The organism is Chitinibacter sp. ZOR0017, assembly GCF_000799095.1.
GTDB lineage: Bacteria > Pseudomonadota > Gammaproteobacteria > Burkholderiales > Chitinibacteraceae > Chitinibacter > Chitinibacter tainanensis.
Window position 1 is genome coordinate 1 of sequence record NZ_JTLG01000003.1, and the last position, 16658, is coordinate 16658.

Below are 16658 nucleotides of genomic sequence, written 5' to 3' on the forward strand. Positions count from 1 at the left end.
GAGGCCGAACTATACCCACCCATCGAAAACACGTCAACACCAATCCAACGAAAAAGCGCCAACAAGTCGATAAGCGATTGATTTGCAAAGCAGCGAGCACCAAAGAAAATCGCGCCCAACCAAGAAGAGCTATCAACCCCCACGCCCAGCAGCACTGCAGCACCAGCGCAAACATCGCCAAAACCACGCCTAGAAACACCACAGCCCGCTGACGCGGGCTGTGGTTGCTCTAAAAGTGAGCTTTAGTAGCAGTGTTCGGTGGGGCAAGCGCTCACCGCTGAACTACTTTGTGGCAGCCAGATACTCACCGTCACCCCTGCGGCGGGACGACTATCCAAAGCTATGTCACCCGCATGCAGCCGGACAATATCTTTACTCATGGCCAGCCCCAGCCCTGTACCCGGTTGATGACCAGAATGATCCGCGCGATAGAAGCGCTCGAAGGCATGCTCGAGCTGCTCGGGCTTCATACCGATGCCGTGGTCACGAATACTCAGTAATACTCCGGCGGCATCACCCCGCATTTGCGGCCGCAGCTGTAGATCAACTTGCTTGTGTTCGGGGCTAAATTTGATGACATTACTAAATAGGCTAGAAAACAGTTTCAGCATGACATGCCGATCTACCTGGACCAAACATTGCTCAACTTGGTAGTCACGCGTCACCAGAAAATCATCTGCCCCAGCAAAGCTAGAGCTAACCGCCATTTCAAGTAGCTCCCGCAAATCATGGTTAGCGAGTTTAAGCTTATCGCGGGTCAGCTCATCCAGCTTGCTCAGGCTGAGTAAATCTTCGATCAATTCGGTCATATTGACCGACTGACGATTGATAGTGGCCAACATGTCTTGCTGCATCGCTGCGGGCACGGGGCGACTCACCAATAACTCGGAAAAGCCGCGAATACTCGCGAGCGGCGTGCGCAATTCATGCGCGGCCATGGTTAGGAATTCGGTTTTTAGTCGATTAGCTTCAACCTCGGCAGTGATATCCCGCAAATACAGCACCACCCCACCCTCTTCATCGGCCGTGGCGCCTTGCAACTCGATCACCCGGCGATAAGGCACATTAAAAGACAGGTGCAGCGGCAAATGGGTATCGAGCATTTGCGCCAGCGAGGGGCAAGCTGGTGCCTGAGCGGTTTGTAACCAGACTTCAAAATCACGCCGTTGCAAATGATCAAGCTGTTCGGTAGAAAGCCCCAGCAAGCGCTGAAAGCTCGGGTTGGCATAATTCAGCACCCCATCGGCGCCAAAGTAGGCCAAGCCATCCGGGCTTAAGCGCATCACGGTGTCGAGCTGCTTGGATTTATTACGCAGACGACTGGCGAGTCGATTGGCGTCAGCCAAGGACATTTGGTTGGTTCGGTGCATCAGTAGCATATCGCCACTGGCATCGTGGAAAGCAAAATCCCCCATCCCCAGGCCCGCCGCCTGCATTTCCTCGCTTGAGGTCAGTACCGGCGAAAGTAATAGCAATAAGCCTTCTGCCCGAACCAGAATGTTGCCACGTAAGCGTAACGCTCCCTGCTGACGCGCTTGCACAACCAAGGCAACATCATGCTGAGCGGCTAATTCCTGCACAGTTGCCACTTTGGGGCGCACGATCGCAAAGCAATTCTCAAAGTATTGCCCCGCAGCCAAGCTTGGAAAAGCTTTACAGAGTGATACCCCTGCCTTGTATATCTGACCCTCTGGATTTAGCGCCAGATAAAAGGGGAAAGCTTGCGCCAATTCAGCTTCAGTGAGGTGAATCATGCCCGTCTCCGCGTAACCCGCGTTTGGCTCAGCTTCAAGCTTCCTGAATCCGGAAAACTCCGGCACACCCTGCCCGGCTTGGTAATTGCTCGATCTCAATAGGCTGGCCAAATCGCTTAGCCAGCCCTTTGACCAAGCCCACCACCATCGGCGCTAGCCCTTCCCGCTGCGACTGATAAAGCAATACATAGCGGCCCGGCCCTTCATCTTCGACTGAAAATACCGGGGCGACCATTTGGGCAAAGACAGTTTCGATACGGCTATGCATCTGGTCTAGATTGCCCAGAAATTCGCGCAGACTAGTCCCCGCTGTTTGCAGCAAATCGGCATAGCCCTCTTCGGCGGTATACATAATCCAATATTCGCCAAATGCTTCCAGCACCTGCTCGGGGCTCATGCCCATTTCTTGCGATACGGCACCAACCAGCTTGTAAGTCATTTGATCGGGGTAGGCACTGATCGCCACAAAGCCATCATCAGCAATACCGGCCTGCTTGCAGACGCGTGCCCAGCCGGTCGGGCCCAAATGTTGTTCCACTAACTGCTCGACTGCGCGATTCACCAATCCATACATGATGTGCTCCTCCAAATTTGTTTAGAGCCCAACCAGCTGCAACCAGAGGTGCGCAGGATCGGGAATACAACGTTCAGGGCATTGCGAGGCCAAGCACAGCTCCCGCGCATGAATCAACTGCGTGAGATGTTCACCCACATACTGCACCAGGCGCGGGCTATGCCCACTAAAGACCGCCGCCACCGGTTGTAATTGGGCGGGGCCATGGCCCTGAGTGAGCAAATCATCCAGCTGCAGCACCAGCGCGGTCATCTGCGCTGCCTCGTGCACCAGCTCGCCCTCGGCCGTATGCTGAATACCTTGCGCTAAGAGCGCCATTTGCAAAACAATCAGCTCACTCATTTGCACTTCGGGCACCGGGCTGGCCGCCAGCAAAAAGGGCACGGCCTGTTGCACGGCCCCATCGCCCGTGCGCAAAATCGCCGCCAGCATGGCCGCACGACACAACTGCTCACAGGATTTGCGATCAAGCCCGGCAAAGTGTGCGAGCAAACCCGCCAGCACCCCAATACGATAGCCACGACGTTGCTCAAATGGCTGCAACTCTTCGGCCAGCGTAGCCCAGCGCAGTAACACATCAATCTGCCCAGCGTGCATCTGCTGCATCATTTCTTCGCGCTGGCGCAGCGCCACCTGCATATCGGACATCACTTTATACAGCTGGGCATAAGCCATGCTTTCGCGGTCACTCGGCGGCGGAGCACTCGACCAGCGCGATATCGGATCGGGCAAGGCCTCAGTGACTTCGATTTCTTCTTCAATCTGCCAATCAAATTGGTAATCCATGCTTACCTCCTCGCTGGGCTAGATAGGCAACAAGGGCAGCCACAATGAGACGGTTGTCCCCTGCCCCCAGATGCTATGGAGTTTGATTTCGCCGGAATGGAGCTCGATGATCTCTTTCACCAGCGACATTCCCAGCCCCGTACCGGGGATAGATCCGGAATCATCAGCGCGGTAAAACCGTTCAAACACGCGTGCCAACTGCTCTTCGGTCATACCAATGCCCTGATCCGCCACATGTAGCGCTACCCAACCCGCACGGCTGAAATCAAAACTGAGGGTAATTTCGCCGCCTTGCGGGGAATACTTCAGCGCATTAGACAGGACATTCAACAACGCCTGCTGAAGCTTTGCGACATCGGCATTAACCATGGCCTTGGGTAGCTCGGCCGGGAGAATTTTGGCGCTGTAATCATTTTGATTAATGGCTTTGACACTATCTTGTAGCACTTCAGCAAAATCAAGCGGCTGCAGATGAATATCTTTGCCGCCACGTGCTTCGATGCGAGCCAGATCCAATAGCTCGTTCAATAGCCCAGTCATCCGGCGGGATTGCCGCAAAATCGTATCCAGGATATCGCGCACAGTTTCTGGCGGAAAATCACGCAAGCGCAGCAACTCGGCAAAGCCCATGATCGATGCCATGGGTGTACGCAGCTCATGCGCGGCGGTAGAAAGGAACTCGCTTTTGATCATTTCTACCTGATGTTGCTGGGTAATATCGCGCAACTGCAGTACGGTGGCAGTTGTTTCACTACCGGCATTAAATAGCGTAATTTCCAGATAGCGATTAGGTTTACCTTGCAGCTCGAGCACCGGCAGGTTGTTCAAGAGCATGGGGGCAAAATCAAATTCAAAACCAAAGTCGTCCGGCTTTTGCTGCAACTTTTGTACCCAACGGCATAACTCAAAGCGCGGGGATTTATCGGTCAGCAGCACATTGAGCATGGATTCGGCCTCGGGCAACCCCACCCCGGTGAGATCCCCAATCGTGATATTGACCAGTTTTTCAAATGGCGGATTGGCATAGGTCAGGTTGCCGGAGAGATCAAAGGTGGCAAAACAATCGGGCGTGAGGGTGAAAATCACTTCCTGCCGGAAAGCAAAATCCATCATCATTTTTTCGCGGCGTTTCACCTCGGTCACATCCGAAATAATGCCATTCACCCGCACGCCACCATCACCCGGTTCCCGCACCGGGTGGAAATGATTGCAATGCCAGCGCACCTGGCCATCGGGCAAGACCACACGGTATTCCAGCTCGGCGCCTTGGCCGCTAGCAGCACCATCAAATGCCGCTTTAACTGCGGGGTAATCTTCGGGGTGCACTAATTTGAGCCAGCCCTGCGGGCTGTGCAGCATATCGGGCTGATCCAGCCCCAGCCACTGTCGCGCTAAGGGGCTGAGGAAAATAAACTCATCCATCGCCGCATTGGCCGAGTAGAGCAAATACTCTTTCTCGCCCAACACCCCGGAAAGCACGTGGTCCAGATCCGCCATTTCCTCGTCGCACCAAGCCTGCTGCAAAAGCAGATCGGTTTCACTCGAGCGTAAGTGCTGCGCCAAGTCCAGCATGGTTTGCGCCACTAAAGTGCCGGGTTCATCCAGATTGCTGGGCAGGGTGGGTAATGGCGCCTCGGTATTTCTTGCGGCTAGCCACGTCTGAATTTGCCGCGCCAGCACCGTTAAGGCTTCAGGCGTGGCGAGTGCAGTATGCGCAAGCGGTGTACTGCCGCCTACCGACATGGATCGAGTCATAGTGGACTCCTTAGCCGGCGCAACCGGCAACTCAATCAAGCGCCCGCGGCGGCGCGCTCTTGCAATAGTTTCTCGATGGTATCGATCAACTCTAAGGGGCTAAACGGCTTGGTCAGGTAACCATCTGCGCCAGCTTGGCGGCCAGCCTCGAAATCAGATTGCTGCCCCCGCGCGGTTAGCATAATGATGGGGATATGGCGTAATTCCGGGTCGGATTTAATCCGAGCACAGGCCTGCAAGCCGTCGATCTCACCGGGCATCATCACATCCATCAAGATCAACGATGGCCGCACAGCCTGGGCCATTTTGACCCCGAGCAAGCCATGATCCGCTTCATGCACTTCGTAATTACCAAACTGCATGGTCATATTAATCAGCTTGCGAATATCGCTTTGATCTTCCACTACCAGAATTGAGGTTTTCATCATGCACCTCTGCACTTGGTTAATCGGCTATTTCACTATAGCTACGGGGTTTTCATCCGCCGCGCCATCAGCTGACTAATGTCATGGGCGTAACGCTCGATCTGCGCGGCATTCACCTCGGCTTCTTTGCGTGGCGCGCCAGTCGGCAGTTCTAGGGTGATACCGCCGCTTTCTTCATCCAGCCGCACATGCCCGCCATAGCGTTGCACCACCGCCTTTGCCAGCGCCAAGCCCAGCCCCAAACCCGCGGGGCGCGCCGCCGAGCCGGCCTGCGTACCATGAAAAGGCATAAATACGCGGTCACGCATATGTGCCGGAACTGGCCGGCCGCTACTCGAAAACACCAGCGTGGCGAATTCGCCGTATTGCCGCGCTTTGATCAGAATTTCGCCGCCTTCCACGCTGCGTGCCAACATGTCTTCCAGCACGGAGGTCACGGTTTCTTGCAACCAAGTTTGGCTGCCATACACCGGTGGCAATTCGGTGTGATCCAGCCCGCTTAAAGCAAAATTGACTTTGCGCCCAGCGGCTTGCTGGCGTGTTTGCTCCAACGCCGTTTTGACCAAATCTGGCAGCATCACCCGCTCGATCGCCCCCAGGGGCTCTCCGGCATGCAGTTGCGCTAGACCCGTAATCTGTTTCAGGCATTGCCGTACTTCGGTGAATAAATCGAGTGCCTGCTGATGCAGGGCTGCATCGGGGCTAGCGCTGGCTTGCGCCAGCGTGTCGAGCAAGGCTTTGGTGGGTGTGATGCATCCGTCATACACCAAAGTGAGGAGATTATCGACGGTGGACTGATAAAAATGCTGGGCCGCCACATCGCGCAATAGCAGCACCAAATCATCCCCCACCGGGCTGCGCAGCAAAGTAGCGGCTAGGCTTTCCTGCCCCGGCACTTCCAGTTGAAACTGGCTGGGCAATTCGATATAGCCGGCGCGCACGCCGGTGAGCTGCTTGCCGACGGCATCCTGCTGCAAAATTTGCCCCATCAGCAAGCCGAGCATGCGCTTGGCGGCTGGATTGGCAAATCGGGCTTTGCCTTCCGGAGATAAAATCAGCACACCATCGCTCAAGCTATTAAATAGCAAGCTCATCCCGGTATTCATGATTCACCTCCCGCGTGCTGGGGCCTTGGTTTGAATCTATATCAGCATTTACTTATAAACAAAGCCATCCGGCCTACACGTAAGGTTTAGCTGACAAGCGGTTTGACCGCCGCCACAGCGGCACTACGCCGGCGGCGATCATTCTGATTGCTAGCTAATCGGCTGCCATTGCGCAATGGCTTTCTATCGCCACCAGCTCGGCCAAGCGCATTTTTTGCCGACCATCGGTCGTAAAGTTATCGTCAGCCAGCCAGCGCTGATAGGCGCGCCAACGGGCCGGCCATTCACAATCAATAATCGAAAACCACGCGGTATCGCGGCTGCGGCCTTTGTTCACCGTGGCCTGCCGAAAAGTGCCTTCATACTGAAAGCCCAGCCGCTCGGCAGCGCGACGGGAGGGCTGATTAAGCGCATTGCATTTCCACTCATAGCGCCGATAGCCCAGCGCAAAGGCCTGCTGCATCAGCAACACCATGGCGGCGGTGGCCAGCCGCGTGCGCTGCAGGGCCGGCGAAAAATGCAGCCAGCCCACTTCGATCGACCCCGCGTGCGGATCGATGCGCAAATAGCTGGCCAAGCCCAGCGCCTGCCCGCTGGCCGCAGCGATAATCGCGTAATACTGTGGGTCACGCGCTTGCGCGCGGCGTGTGAGCTCTGCCGTGAATTCGGCCAGCGTGGCATAGGGGCCGGCGCTGAAGTAAGTCCACAGCGCACCACTATCGGCGCTGAATGCCTGCCACAAATCGGCGGCATGCTGCTCTGCATCCAGCGGCTCTAGCCGGCAGCCCCAGCCGGCCAGCACTTGCCGCGGCGGAAACTGCGCCCCTTGCCAGTTGGGGACCAATGGCCCCAAGGGCTGGCCAAATTCATTGAGATACACCCCAGTAGTATTTGGCTCAACACTCACAGCGGATACCCTCATCGAGCAATACCCCCGGCTCAGCCCCCGTGGCGACGGCATAGCCATCCTGTTGCCACCAATGAATACCGCCAATCAGCTCTTTCACCTGAAAGCCCAGTTTGGCCATTTTGTAGGCGCCCCAGGTCGAGCCATTGCAGCCGATGCCGTCGCAGTAACACACATACACTTTGCTGCGATCCAGCTGCGCCGTACTCGCCGCCGTCATCGTGCGATGCGGAAAGGAGATCGCCCCGGGGATATGCCCAGCCTGATAAATCTCGACCGAGCGGGTATCCAGCACCACAATCTCCGGTGCCTTGGCCAGCAAATCGGCGGCAAGATCCGCCGGATCAGTGCGAAACTGCAATTGCGCTGCAAAAAACTCGGCGGCAGCACCCGGGGTGGCCAGACCACTACTCAATACCACACTCATGTTCTTGCTCCTTTCGTGAAATCATCTAAACCACCGGCCGGCCAGCTCACTCGCCAGGTGGCAATGGTCTGACCATCCGGCGCCGCCCAGCTGGCGGCTTCCTGCTGGCTCGCCCCCAGACGCAAATAAAACGCGAGTGCCGGGGTATTGGCCTGATTGCAATATAAATAAAGACCTTGCGGGTCATACCCCAGCAGGGCAACTTGCGCAGCCGCATGTTGCAGCAGCTGGCGCCCCACGCCCTGCCCTTGCCAGCCAGTGGCCACATGCAAGTTATCCAGATAATGCCCCCACTGCGGGTGATGGGCCGGATACAGGCAATAAAAGCCCACCAGCGTCGCGCCGGCGCGCACCAGCCACACTTGCTGCCCCGGGCTGGGCGCCGCTAAGCGTTGCTGCCAGACAGCGGCCCGCTCGGCAAGCACAGGCTCGGCCAGAAAATCCGCCGCCAGCTGGCCGGCGTAGGTGCGCTGCCAGTTCGCCGCATGCAGCTGGGCAATCTCGGCCGCATCGGCCAGTGTGGCGGCTTGCCAATTCAACATACTGAACTCCCCCATCCAGACCGCCACACGGCGGTGCTTACTGCAGCCCACTTTACGCGCATAATGGCCTACTGAAACCGACCAATTTTGCGCACAGGAGCAGACCAATGTTCAGCCTTCAAGCCTGGCTTAGCGATGAAACGGCGGCGCGCTTGCCGCGGCATGAGCAAATCAGCCGCGCTTTACGGGCCGCGATCCTGGCTGGGCATTGGCCGGCGGGCAGCCGCTTGCCGGCCACGCGCCAGCTGGCCTGCGAATTGGGCCACGCCCGCAGCACCATCGAGCAAGCCTATGCACAGCTTGAGGCCGAGGGCTATCTGCAGCGGCGGGTGGGTGCGGGTAGTTTTGTGAGCCTGCCGGCCAGCTTACCGCTCCGGCGCTCACCCAGCCCGCCGGCGGCCGCGCGCCTCTCGCAGCGCGGGCAAGCGATTGCCGATACGGGCGCCTGCCGCGAGGCCACACTGGGGGTCGGTACAGAGAGCCGCCAATTGTTTAGCGGCCAGCCGGATAGCCAGGCTTTCCCCCACGCGCTATGGGGCAAATTGCTGCTGCAACGCTGGCGGCAGGATGGCCCCGCGCTGATGCGCTATGGCGATCCGCAAGGCTTGCCGGCTTTGCGCACCGCCATTGCCAGCTATCTGGCGCTGGCGCGCGGGGTGAATTGCCAGCCCGAACAGGTGCTGGTGCTCTCCAGCTCGCAGCAGGCCTTGCTGCTGGCCGGGCAGCTATTGCTGGATGCGGGCGAGCTGGCCTGGCTCGAAGAGCCCGGCTATCTGGGCGCGCGCAATGCCCTGCTCGCCGCTGGCGCGCAGCTGTGCCCGGTGCCGGTGGATGATGAAGGCCTTAATACCAATGGGGAGTACCCCAAGCCAAAGCTCATCTATACAACACCTTCACACCAATACCCCCTAGGCATGGCCATGAGCCTGCCACGACGCATGGCATTGCTGGCGCGCGCCCGCGCCGCCGGGGCGTGGATTATTGAAGACGATTACGATGGCGAATTTCAATACGACACCCATAGCCTGCCAGCGCTGCAAAGCCTCGACCCAGATGGGCGGGTGATTTATGTGGGCACGTTTAGCAAGGTGCTGTTTGGCTCCTTGCGGCTGGCGTATATGGTGGTGCCGGCCAATCTGGTCGAGGCCTTCAGCAACGCTCGCACTGCCTTTGACGGGCATAGCAATCAGCTCTTGCAGGCGGTAACAGCCGATTTTATGGCCGGTGGGCATTTCGCCAGCCATTTGCGGCAAATGCGGCTGCTATATCAGCGGCGGCGCGATATTTTGCTCGCCAGTCTGGCCGAGCATTGCCCGGCGTTGTCAGTGCGCCACCACAGCGCCGGGCTGCAATGTGCGGTGTATACCCCGCCCGGCCGCGAAGCGGGCTGGACGACACTCGGCCGAGCCCAGGGGCTGCCGTTGCGCCCACTGGCGCAATTTTATGCCGGCCCGCCCGACCGCGAAGGCTGGCTCATGGGGTATGCGGCGCTAAGCAACGAAGAGATTCGCCGCCAGATCGATACCCTAGGGCGTATCTTGCGCCACAGTGCCTGATGGCACCGCCAGCGGGGCTAAGGGTAATTACTGACAGGTTTTTCCTGATGGTGTCATGCTGGCAGCCTGCGACAATCCAGCCGCATATTATTAATAATATTTAATTCGACTGGAGTGGCTATGCAGGATTGGGTGAACACCATCAATGGCTTCGTCTGGAGCCCGGCGCTGATTTATCTGTGCCTGGGCGTGGGCGTGTATTTTTCGATTCGCACCCGCTTTATGCAGGTGCGGCATGTGCGCGAGATGATTCGCCTGATGTTCGATGGCAAAGCCAGCGATGAAGGCGTGTCTTCGTTTCAGGCGCTGACCATGACGTTGTCTGGCCGGGTGGGCATCGGCAATATCGCCGGTGTGGCCACCGCGATTGCCTTTGGTGGCCCGGGCGCGGTGTTCTGGATGTGGATGATGGCGTTTTTGGGCGCCAGCACCTCGTATGTGGAATGTACGCTGGGGCAGATTTACAAAGAGCGCGTGAATGGCCAGCTGCGCGGCGGCCCGGCCTATTACATTGAACGCGGCTTGGGTATGCGCTGGTATGCGATTGCCTTTGCGCTGGCCACCATTCTGGGTTGCGGCGTATTGCTGCCGGGCATGCAGGCCAACGGTATCGCCAGCGGTTTGGCCAATGGCTTTGGTATTCCGGCCGAAACCACTGCGCTGGGCGTGGTGATTGCGCTGGGGCTGATTGTGTTTGGCGGCGTGAAGCGCATCGCCCGTTTTGCCGAAATCATCGTGCCGTTTATGGCGCTGGGCTACATCCTGATGGCCTGCGTGATTATTGCGCTGAACCTCAGCCTGCTGCCCGAAGTGCTGCGGCTGATTGTGAGCTCCGCGCTGAGCCTGGATGCCGGCTTTGGCGGCATGATCGGCATGGCCATCATGTGGGGCGTGAAACGCGGCGTGTATTCCAATGAAGCCGGCCAAGGCTCGGGCCCGCATGCGGCGGCCGCAGCCGATGTCAGTCACCCGGCTAAGCAGGGCATCGTGCAGGCCTTTGCCGTGTATGTCGATACGCTGTTTGTCTGCTCGGCCACCGCGTTTATGATTTTGATCACCGGTAAATTCAATGTGGTGAATCCCGCCGGCGGCTTCTTGTTTAGCGGCTTGCCGGGGGTGGAAGCGGGTACGAGCTACACCCAATCAGCAGTCGAGAGCATTTTCCCGGGCTTTGGCGCGATGTTTGTCGGTGTAGCACTGCTGTTTTTCGCCTTCACCACCATCATTGCCTACTACTACGTGGCCGAAACCAATGTGGCCTACCTGTTGCGCGGCCGGGCGGGCAGCGATGTGGCGCTGTTCCTGCTGAAATTCGCGCTGCTGGCCACCACCGTGTATGGCGCGGTGCGCACCTCGGATCTGGCCTGGGGGCTGGGCGATATTGGCGTGGGGCTGATGGCCTGGCTGAATATCATTGCGATTTTGCTATTGCAAAAACCGGCGCTGAAAGCCCTGGATGATTACGAGGCACAGCAGGCCAAAGGCCTCGAGCCCGAGTTTGATCCACAAGCGCTGGGCATTCCTAATGCCGATTACTGGACCAGCCGCAGCAACGCCAGCGAACCCGATGTGCGCAAATAAACGTGCAGCGCTCGCGTCAGGTAAAAAACCGCGCCTCGGCGCGGTTTTTTGTTGGCGGGCCCATGCTAGCGCGCCTGATAGCTCTCCACCAGCTGACGCATCAGGCCTTCTTTCACCAGCTGATTAATGCCGGCATTCAGTTCATCCATAAAGCGCGCTTTATACACCGGCGTGAAATAAGCGCTAAACCCCACATGCGCGGTCGGGTCGCCCAGCTGCACGGTTTCAACCAGCTGCAAATGCTGGGTGACGGCCGCCGTAGCTGGGCTGGTTTGCAGGCGATGCAGGGTATAGCGAATCGACAGCGCATCATTGGCATAGCAATCGATGCGCCGCGCCGCCAATTTGAGCAGATTGGCTTCGTTGCTATCGGCTTCGTCGAGGCGAATCTTGCCGTTGCGTGCGGCGGTTTGCAGCGTACGCGCCAGTAAAAAGCCGCGATTCACGCCAATATGCAGGCCAAGAAAATCTTCCGGGAAACGGGTGCGCGGCTTATTCATCACGCTGGGATGGCAAGCAATCAGCAAGCTTTCCTGCCAGAGCGGCACCGAATACGGCACCATATAGCCGCGCTCGCTAAATTGATACGGCGGAAACAAGCCCATTTGCTCGCCACGGCGAATCATCTCTAGCCCGCGCTTCCAGGGCACCGGCCGCAGCTCCAGCTCGAAATTGGTCAGCCGGGTGCTCACCTGCTTGAGAAAATCGACGTAAATGCCCTTAAATTCGCCGTTTTCTACATAGGAATACGGTGGATACGCCTCATCGCCAAACAGCACCACCCGCTCGCGAGCCTGCGCGGTGAGTAGCCAGAGACACAGTAGCCAGCAGAGCCAAGGTCGCAGCATGCAGCCTCCACGGAGCGGTGCCCTATTTCTGCACCTAATGCCCCAGTGTAGTTGAGACCCGCCACGACTGCGGGCCAAGCTTACGAACGGCCTGACGGCTTTAAGCTAGCAAGGTATAGCCCGCAAGGTCATATTAAATAATGCCTGGCGGGCCATACATCCCTAGCGTATGTTTTTCAGGAAGCTCTGCCCATTGCGCCGCAGCTGCTGCACCAGGGCTTCAACGCCGCTTTGATCCAGCTGCTGATCACGCAGATAGAACACCCAATCCACATCCTGCTGGTACTCACGCCACGCCGTGCTGCGCAACAGGCCGGGGCTGCCATCGGGCATGCTGGCGTTGCTCAGCCAGATTTGCAGCGCCAGATACATCGGGTGATCGGGCTGGGCGATCCCGCTGTAATCCTGCATCAGCTCGCCATCCACGTAAAAGCGGATATAGCCATCGCTCACATTCATCAGCAGCGTATGCCAGCCGCGCAGGCTGCCCGATCGACTGGCCGTGGGGTGATTCAACGCATCGTAGGCGGCGATTTCGTAAGTGCCGCTCCACATGGTGGGGCCCGCTTTGCCCCAGCCGCCATTGGGCAGGTATTCAAAATCGATCTCGCTATAGGGTTCGGCGCCTTCCAGATACTGGGTAATGCCAAAGAAGGCATTCACCACCATATCCCCATCGGACCCACTCACCGGCTCATCGCCCAGATACATCCGCGCCGCCCAGGTGCCATTGAGGTAAATCGCCTCTTGTGTGCTGAGCTCGGCTTGCGACACCGTGCCGCTGGTTAGCGTATTGCCATTCACCGTGTCACCACTGGCATTGGTGCGCGCTTTCATCCGCAGTAGCACATTACCCGGATTGGTCGGATCGGGCACAAAGCTGAGATTGTCTGGGCTCCAGCTGCCATTGCTAAAGCCCGGGCCACCACCCCAGCTGCGCACTTGCCAGCCATTGCCGCCCAGCTGGCTGACGCTGCTGTAGCTGAAATCATCAAACAGCAAGCCTTGGCTTGGAATCGTGGGGGTAGGCGCGGGCGTCGCCGTTGGCGCAGGGCTTGCTGTCGGCGCCGCAGTCGGAACAACGCTTGGAGTTGGCCTTGGGCTAGCGCTCGGCGTTGGCACCGCAGTCGGGGCGATGCTGGGTTTCGCGCTGGGGGTCGCCGTCGGCGTCGAGGTTGGGCTGGTCGTGATCACCGGCGTGGGCGCGGGGGTGCTGCTATTCAAACAGGTGCCCATGTCTTTCCAGGCGCCCCAGGTTTCATAGGTCGGCGCGGTATTAACCCACCACTTGGCCACAAAATTATGCCCCTGATAGCTCACCAGCTGGCCAGCCGTATATACCCCGCTTTGCCAGGCCGCAGCGCACTGGCCATGCGGCGGCAAGAATGGCGTCACCACCGGCGTAGGAGTGGGCGGTGGTGGCACCGTCAGATTTGGCGTGGGTACGGGGCTGGCGGTTGGCAGGCTAGTCGGCGCGAGCGTGGGAGCACTGCTTGGCGCAGTACTTGGGCTTGGGGTGGTGGTGCTAAGCAAGCGCCAGAGCGTAGGGGTATTGGCGGGCCGCCAGCCGGCCCCGACATAGGCGGTGTGCGTTAACAACGACTGATAGTCTTGCCCGCCGTCGCTCACTACCGTACCGGCCGGGTAGCTTTGGCCTTCCTGCCATTGCGGACTGGCCGCCTGCGCCACGACCGCGAGGCTCAGCAGCGCGGCGGCGCTGATTGTTTGAAAATGCATGTCTCACTCCGATTGTTGTTTTTTGTGTGCGCGCCCACAGCGCCATTGCCAGCCGCAACGTTCTGCCGCTTAATCAACAGGCTTACAAGGTGGAGCGCAGCGCCAGCTTAAGCGATTGGCCAGTGCCTGAACATGGCCGAATCTGATCTGCGCTTTGTCCGGATGACACCTGTCATGTCGATGATTTACCAAGAATTATTTGAAATTGGCCCCGAAGCCCAGCAAATGAGCGTGGGCGCCCGCAATTACCATCACCCGCATCTGTCTTTGCTGGCTCAGCATGAGATTTTGTTTATGGGCCTGTCGGAAGCGCGCGGGCTGGTGCATGTCGAGCGCAAAGGCGCGCCCTTTCATGTGCTGATCGTGGGGGTGGAAGGCCAAGGCGAAATCATTGCCGGCGAGCAAACCCTGCCACTGGGGCCCAATCAGCTGGCGATTTTGCCGGCCTATGGTCATAGCGGCTTTCGCCGGGTGAGCGAGCATTGGCGCACAGCCTGGTTTTTGCTCAATGATGCGCCCTGCTGGGATCGCCTGCGCGGGGAGACGGTGCGGATTGTCAGTATTCAGCAGGCGCATAGCCTGTTTTACGCCATGTATACGCTCTGCCATGAAGCGCGGCTGGCCGAGGGGCAAGCCAGTGCCACCGCGCTGGAACTGGTGCTGACCTTATTGCAGCGCATGCTGGCCAACGCGGTGAGCGGTGATGCGCTGGCCGAGCGGCTGCGCGAGCTGTTCCGGCCGATTCGCTTTGAGCCGGCACGCGCCTGGCGGGTGGATCAGCTGGCGGCGCAATATGGCGTATCGGCGGCGCATTTTCAGCGCCTGTGCCAGAAAAATCTCGGTGCCACCCCACAGCAGTTAATCATCGAACAACGCATGCTGCGGGCGCAGGAATTACTCAGCACCGGGCGTTACACGGTGAGCGAAGTGGCGCTGCTGATCGGCTATGAAGAAGTGGCGAGTTTTTCGCGCCGCTATCGCGCGCATTTTGGCGGCTCGCCCGGCGAGCTCTTACGTCCATTGCGCCAACAATGGATACCCGATGGGGTATCGACTGCGACAGCAATTTAATCAATCATCCTCTGGCAATACCCCTGCTACCGTATCTGCAGCAGCGGATTCATCCACCACCACCCGGTTGCGGCCTTGCGCCTTGGCGCGATACAGCGCCTGATCCAGCCGGCTAAAGAAGGCCGCACGGGTTTCGCGGCGCTCCCAACGGCATACACCAAGGCTGATGGTGAGGCTTTGTTCGGCCGGCAAGCCCAGCGGCGCGGCGGCCACGCGCTCGCGTAGGCGCTCGGCCCATTGCGCGGCCTGCGCCAGATCGCAATCATCCAGCAGTACGATAAATTCTTCGCCGCCCCAGCGGGCCACCACGTCACCCGCGCGCCCCTGCTCACGCAGCAACTGCCCCAGTGCCCGCAGCGCGGTATCGCCCACCTGATGGCCATGCTGGTCATTCAGTAGCTTAAAGTGATCCACATCCAGCAACACCCCGCATAAAGGGCGCGGCTGGCGCGCGAGTTCCAGCCCTTTTTGTTTCAGCAATACCTCAAAGGCTTGGCGATTATTCACCCGGGTCAGTGCATCGGTGCTGGCCAGTTTTTCCAGCAAGCGCTGGGTGCGGTTAATGCTGTACAGCGCCGCCGCAATCACCACGCCGGTCACCAGCGCCGAAATCAGCAAATTGATCAGCAGCATCCGCTGCGCCGGGCGCAAGAGCCGGGTTTCGTTTTGCTCCACCACCAGATACCAGCCCAGCTCGGGGATAAAGCGGCTATTGAGCTGGATCTCTTCACTGCCTTGCCGGTACACCAGCTGCGTGGGCTCGGTATTGCGCGACAAAATCTGCTCGGCGATATCACTTAAGCCCGCTTGCTGGCGAATCGAGCCGCGATGCTGATCGGCGCGCCCGGTGAGCACCACTTCGCCCTGCTGGTTCAGAAAATAAATCTGCCGGCCAAAACGCAGCTCATACGATTTAAGCAGCTTGGCCATGCTATCGAGGGTAATGCCCACGCCGGTAATGCCGATAAAACGCCCGGCGTAATCATTCACCCGATAATTAATAAAAATCGTGAGCTTATTGCGATTGGCGTAATCGGTATCGACATTGATTTCGTAATCGGCTTTGAGCTGGCGCGCGCGGAAAAACCACGCATCACGCGGGTCAGTTTCCGCCACGGTTTTGAGTAGACCTTGGTGGTGATAGTAATGCCGGCTGTGCTCGGAAATCAGAAAGCTGGTGACGGTTTGATTGCGCAGGCGCACTTCGGCCAGATAGCGCTCGATGCGGCTGGTGTCTTGTTCGCCGGCGATAATCCAGTCGCGCAAAAAAGTGTCATGCGCCATTTGCGCCGAGATAAACACCGGGCGCAGCATGTCTTTCTGGATTTCCGAATAAATCGTATCACCCGTCAGCGGCAGCGCGTTATTCACGATGCTGCGGTGAATTTCCTGCCGTGATACCCAGTAGCTAGCGAGCGAGGTGGTGACAAAGCCTGCCACCAGCACCAGCGTCACCAGTGCGAGCAAACGCCCGCGTTCCCGAAACAGATTCACGCCTGACTTTTCCATTCAGCTTGGATAATGGCGCATTATCCACGCTGAGCGTAGCGAGCCCCAAGCCGCACCCAAGGGCGCGGCACGGAAAAACC

15 protein-coding genes are annotated in these 16658 nt (G+C 58.5%); 3 read left to right on the forward strand and 12 right to left on the reverse strand.

Going from position 1 to position 16658, the window contains the following annotated elements; all coding sequences use genetic code 11:
- Nucleotides 1-242: 242 nt before the first annotated feature.
- From L991_RS00420 to L991_RS00460, 9 genes are all read right to left on the reverse strand, one after another.
- A complete protein-coding gene (locus L991_RS00420) occupies nucleotides 243-1754 on the reverse strand; it encodes an ATP-binding protein (RefSeq protein ID WP_047390938.1) in 1512 nt (503 codons plus the stop codon).
- Between the two features lie 34 nt (nucleotides 1755-1788).
- Complete coding sequence (locus L991_RS00425; RefSeq protein WP_047390940.1) at nucleotides 1789-2328, reverse strand: heme NO-binding domain-containing protein; 540 nt, start codon at nucleotides 2326-2328, stop codon at nucleotides 1789-1791.
- A gap of 21 nt (nucleotides 2329-2349) precedes the next feature.
- On the reverse strand, nucleotides 2350-3114 hold the full coding sequence (locus L991_RS00430) for a hypothetical protein (RefSeq protein ID WP_047390942.1): 765 nt from the start codon (nucleotides 3112-3114) through the stop codon (nucleotides 2350-2352).
- Between the two features lie 18 nt (nucleotides 3115-3132).
- On the reverse strand, nucleotides 3133-4869 hold the full coding sequence (locus L991_RS00435; RefSeq protein WP_081986349.1) for a PAS domain-containing sensor histidine kinase: 1737 nt from the start codon (nucleotides 4867-4869) through the stop codon (nucleotides 3133-3135).
- A gap of 35 nt (nucleotides 4870-4904) precedes the next feature.
- Entirely contained in the window at nucleotides 4905-5297 is a 393-nt protein-coding gene (locus tag L991_RS00440; RefSeq protein ID WP_197053749.1) for a response regulator transcription factor, read from the reverse strand.
- A gap of 38 nt (nucleotides 5298-5335) precedes the next feature.
- Nucleotides 5336-6400 (reverse strand): ATP-binding protein, encoded by a 1065-nt coding sequence (locus tag L991_RS00445; RefSeq protein ID WP_034618488.1) that lies wholly within the window; start codon nucleotides 6398-6400, stop codon nucleotides 5336-5338.
- Between the two features lie 154 nt (nucleotides 6401-6554).
- A complete protein-coding gene (locus L991_RS00450) occupies nucleotides 6555-7322 on the reverse strand; it encodes a GNAT family N-acetyltransferase (protein WP_052190450.1) in 768 nt (255 codons plus the stop codon).
- Entirely contained in the window at nucleotides 7297-7734 is a 438-nt protein-coding gene (locus tag L991_RS00455) for a rhodanese-like domain-containing protein (protein ID WP_047390949.1), read from the reverse strand. The genes L991_RS00450 and L991_RS00455 overlap by 26 nt, the downstream gene beginning before the upstream one ends.
- Nucleotides 7731-8276 (reverse strand): GNAT family N-acetyltransferase, encoded by a 546-nt coding sequence (locus tag L991_RS00460; RefSeq protein WP_052190451.1) that lies wholly within the window; start codon nucleotides 8274-8276, stop codon nucleotides 7731-7733. The genes L991_RS00455 and L991_RS00460 overlap by 4 nt, the downstream gene beginning before the upstream one ends.
- A gap of 107 nt (nucleotides 8277-8383) precedes the next feature.
- On the opposite strand from L991_RS00460, the gene L991_RS00465 reads away from it, so the two are divergent.
- A complete protein-coding gene (locus L991_RS00465; protein WP_047390951.1) occupies nucleotides 8384-9832 on the forward strand; it encodes a PLP-dependent aminotransferase family protein in 1449 nt (482 codons plus the stop codon).
- A 120-nt stretch (nucleotides 9833-9952) separates the two neighbouring features.
- A complete protein-coding gene (locus L991_RS00470; protein WP_047390954.1) occupies nucleotides 9953-11413 on the forward strand; it encodes a sodium:alanine symporter family protein in 1461 nt (486 codons plus the stop codon).
- A gap of 65 nt (nucleotides 11414-11478) precedes the next feature.
- Here L991_RS00470 and L991_RS00475 read toward each other — a convergent pair whose 3' ends face one another.
- A complete protein-coding gene (locus L991_RS00475) occupies nucleotides 11479-12261 on the reverse strand; it encodes an ABC transporter substrate-binding protein (RefSeq protein ID WP_047390962.1) in 783 nt (260 codons plus the stop codon).
- Between the two features lie 162 nt (nucleotides 12262-12423).
- Nucleotides 12424-13998 (reverse strand): carbohydrate-binding protein, encoded by a 1575-nt coding sequence (locus tag L991_RS17120; protein ID WP_052190452.1) that lies wholly within the window; start codon nucleotides 13996-13998, stop codon nucleotides 12424-12426.
- A gap of 132 nt (nucleotides 13999-14130) precedes the next feature.
- Here L991_RS17120 and L991_RS00490 point away from each other — a divergent pair, with 132 nt between their 5' ends.
- Nucleotides 14131-15069 (forward strand): AraC family transcriptional regulator, encoded by a 939-nt coding sequence (locus tag L991_RS00490; RefSeq protein WP_081986355.1) that lies wholly within the window; start codon nucleotides 14131-14133, stop codon nucleotides 15067-15069.
- On the opposite strand, the gene L991_RS00495 is transcribed toward L991_RS00490, so the two are convergent.
- Nucleotides 15070-16563 (reverse strand): sensor domain-containing diguanylate cyclase, encoded by a 1494-nt coding sequence (locus tag L991_RS00495; RefSeq protein WP_052190461.1) that lies wholly within the window; start codon nucleotides 16561-16563, stop codon nucleotides 15070-15072.
- Between the last annotated feature and the right edge of the window lie 95 nt (nucleotides 16564-16658).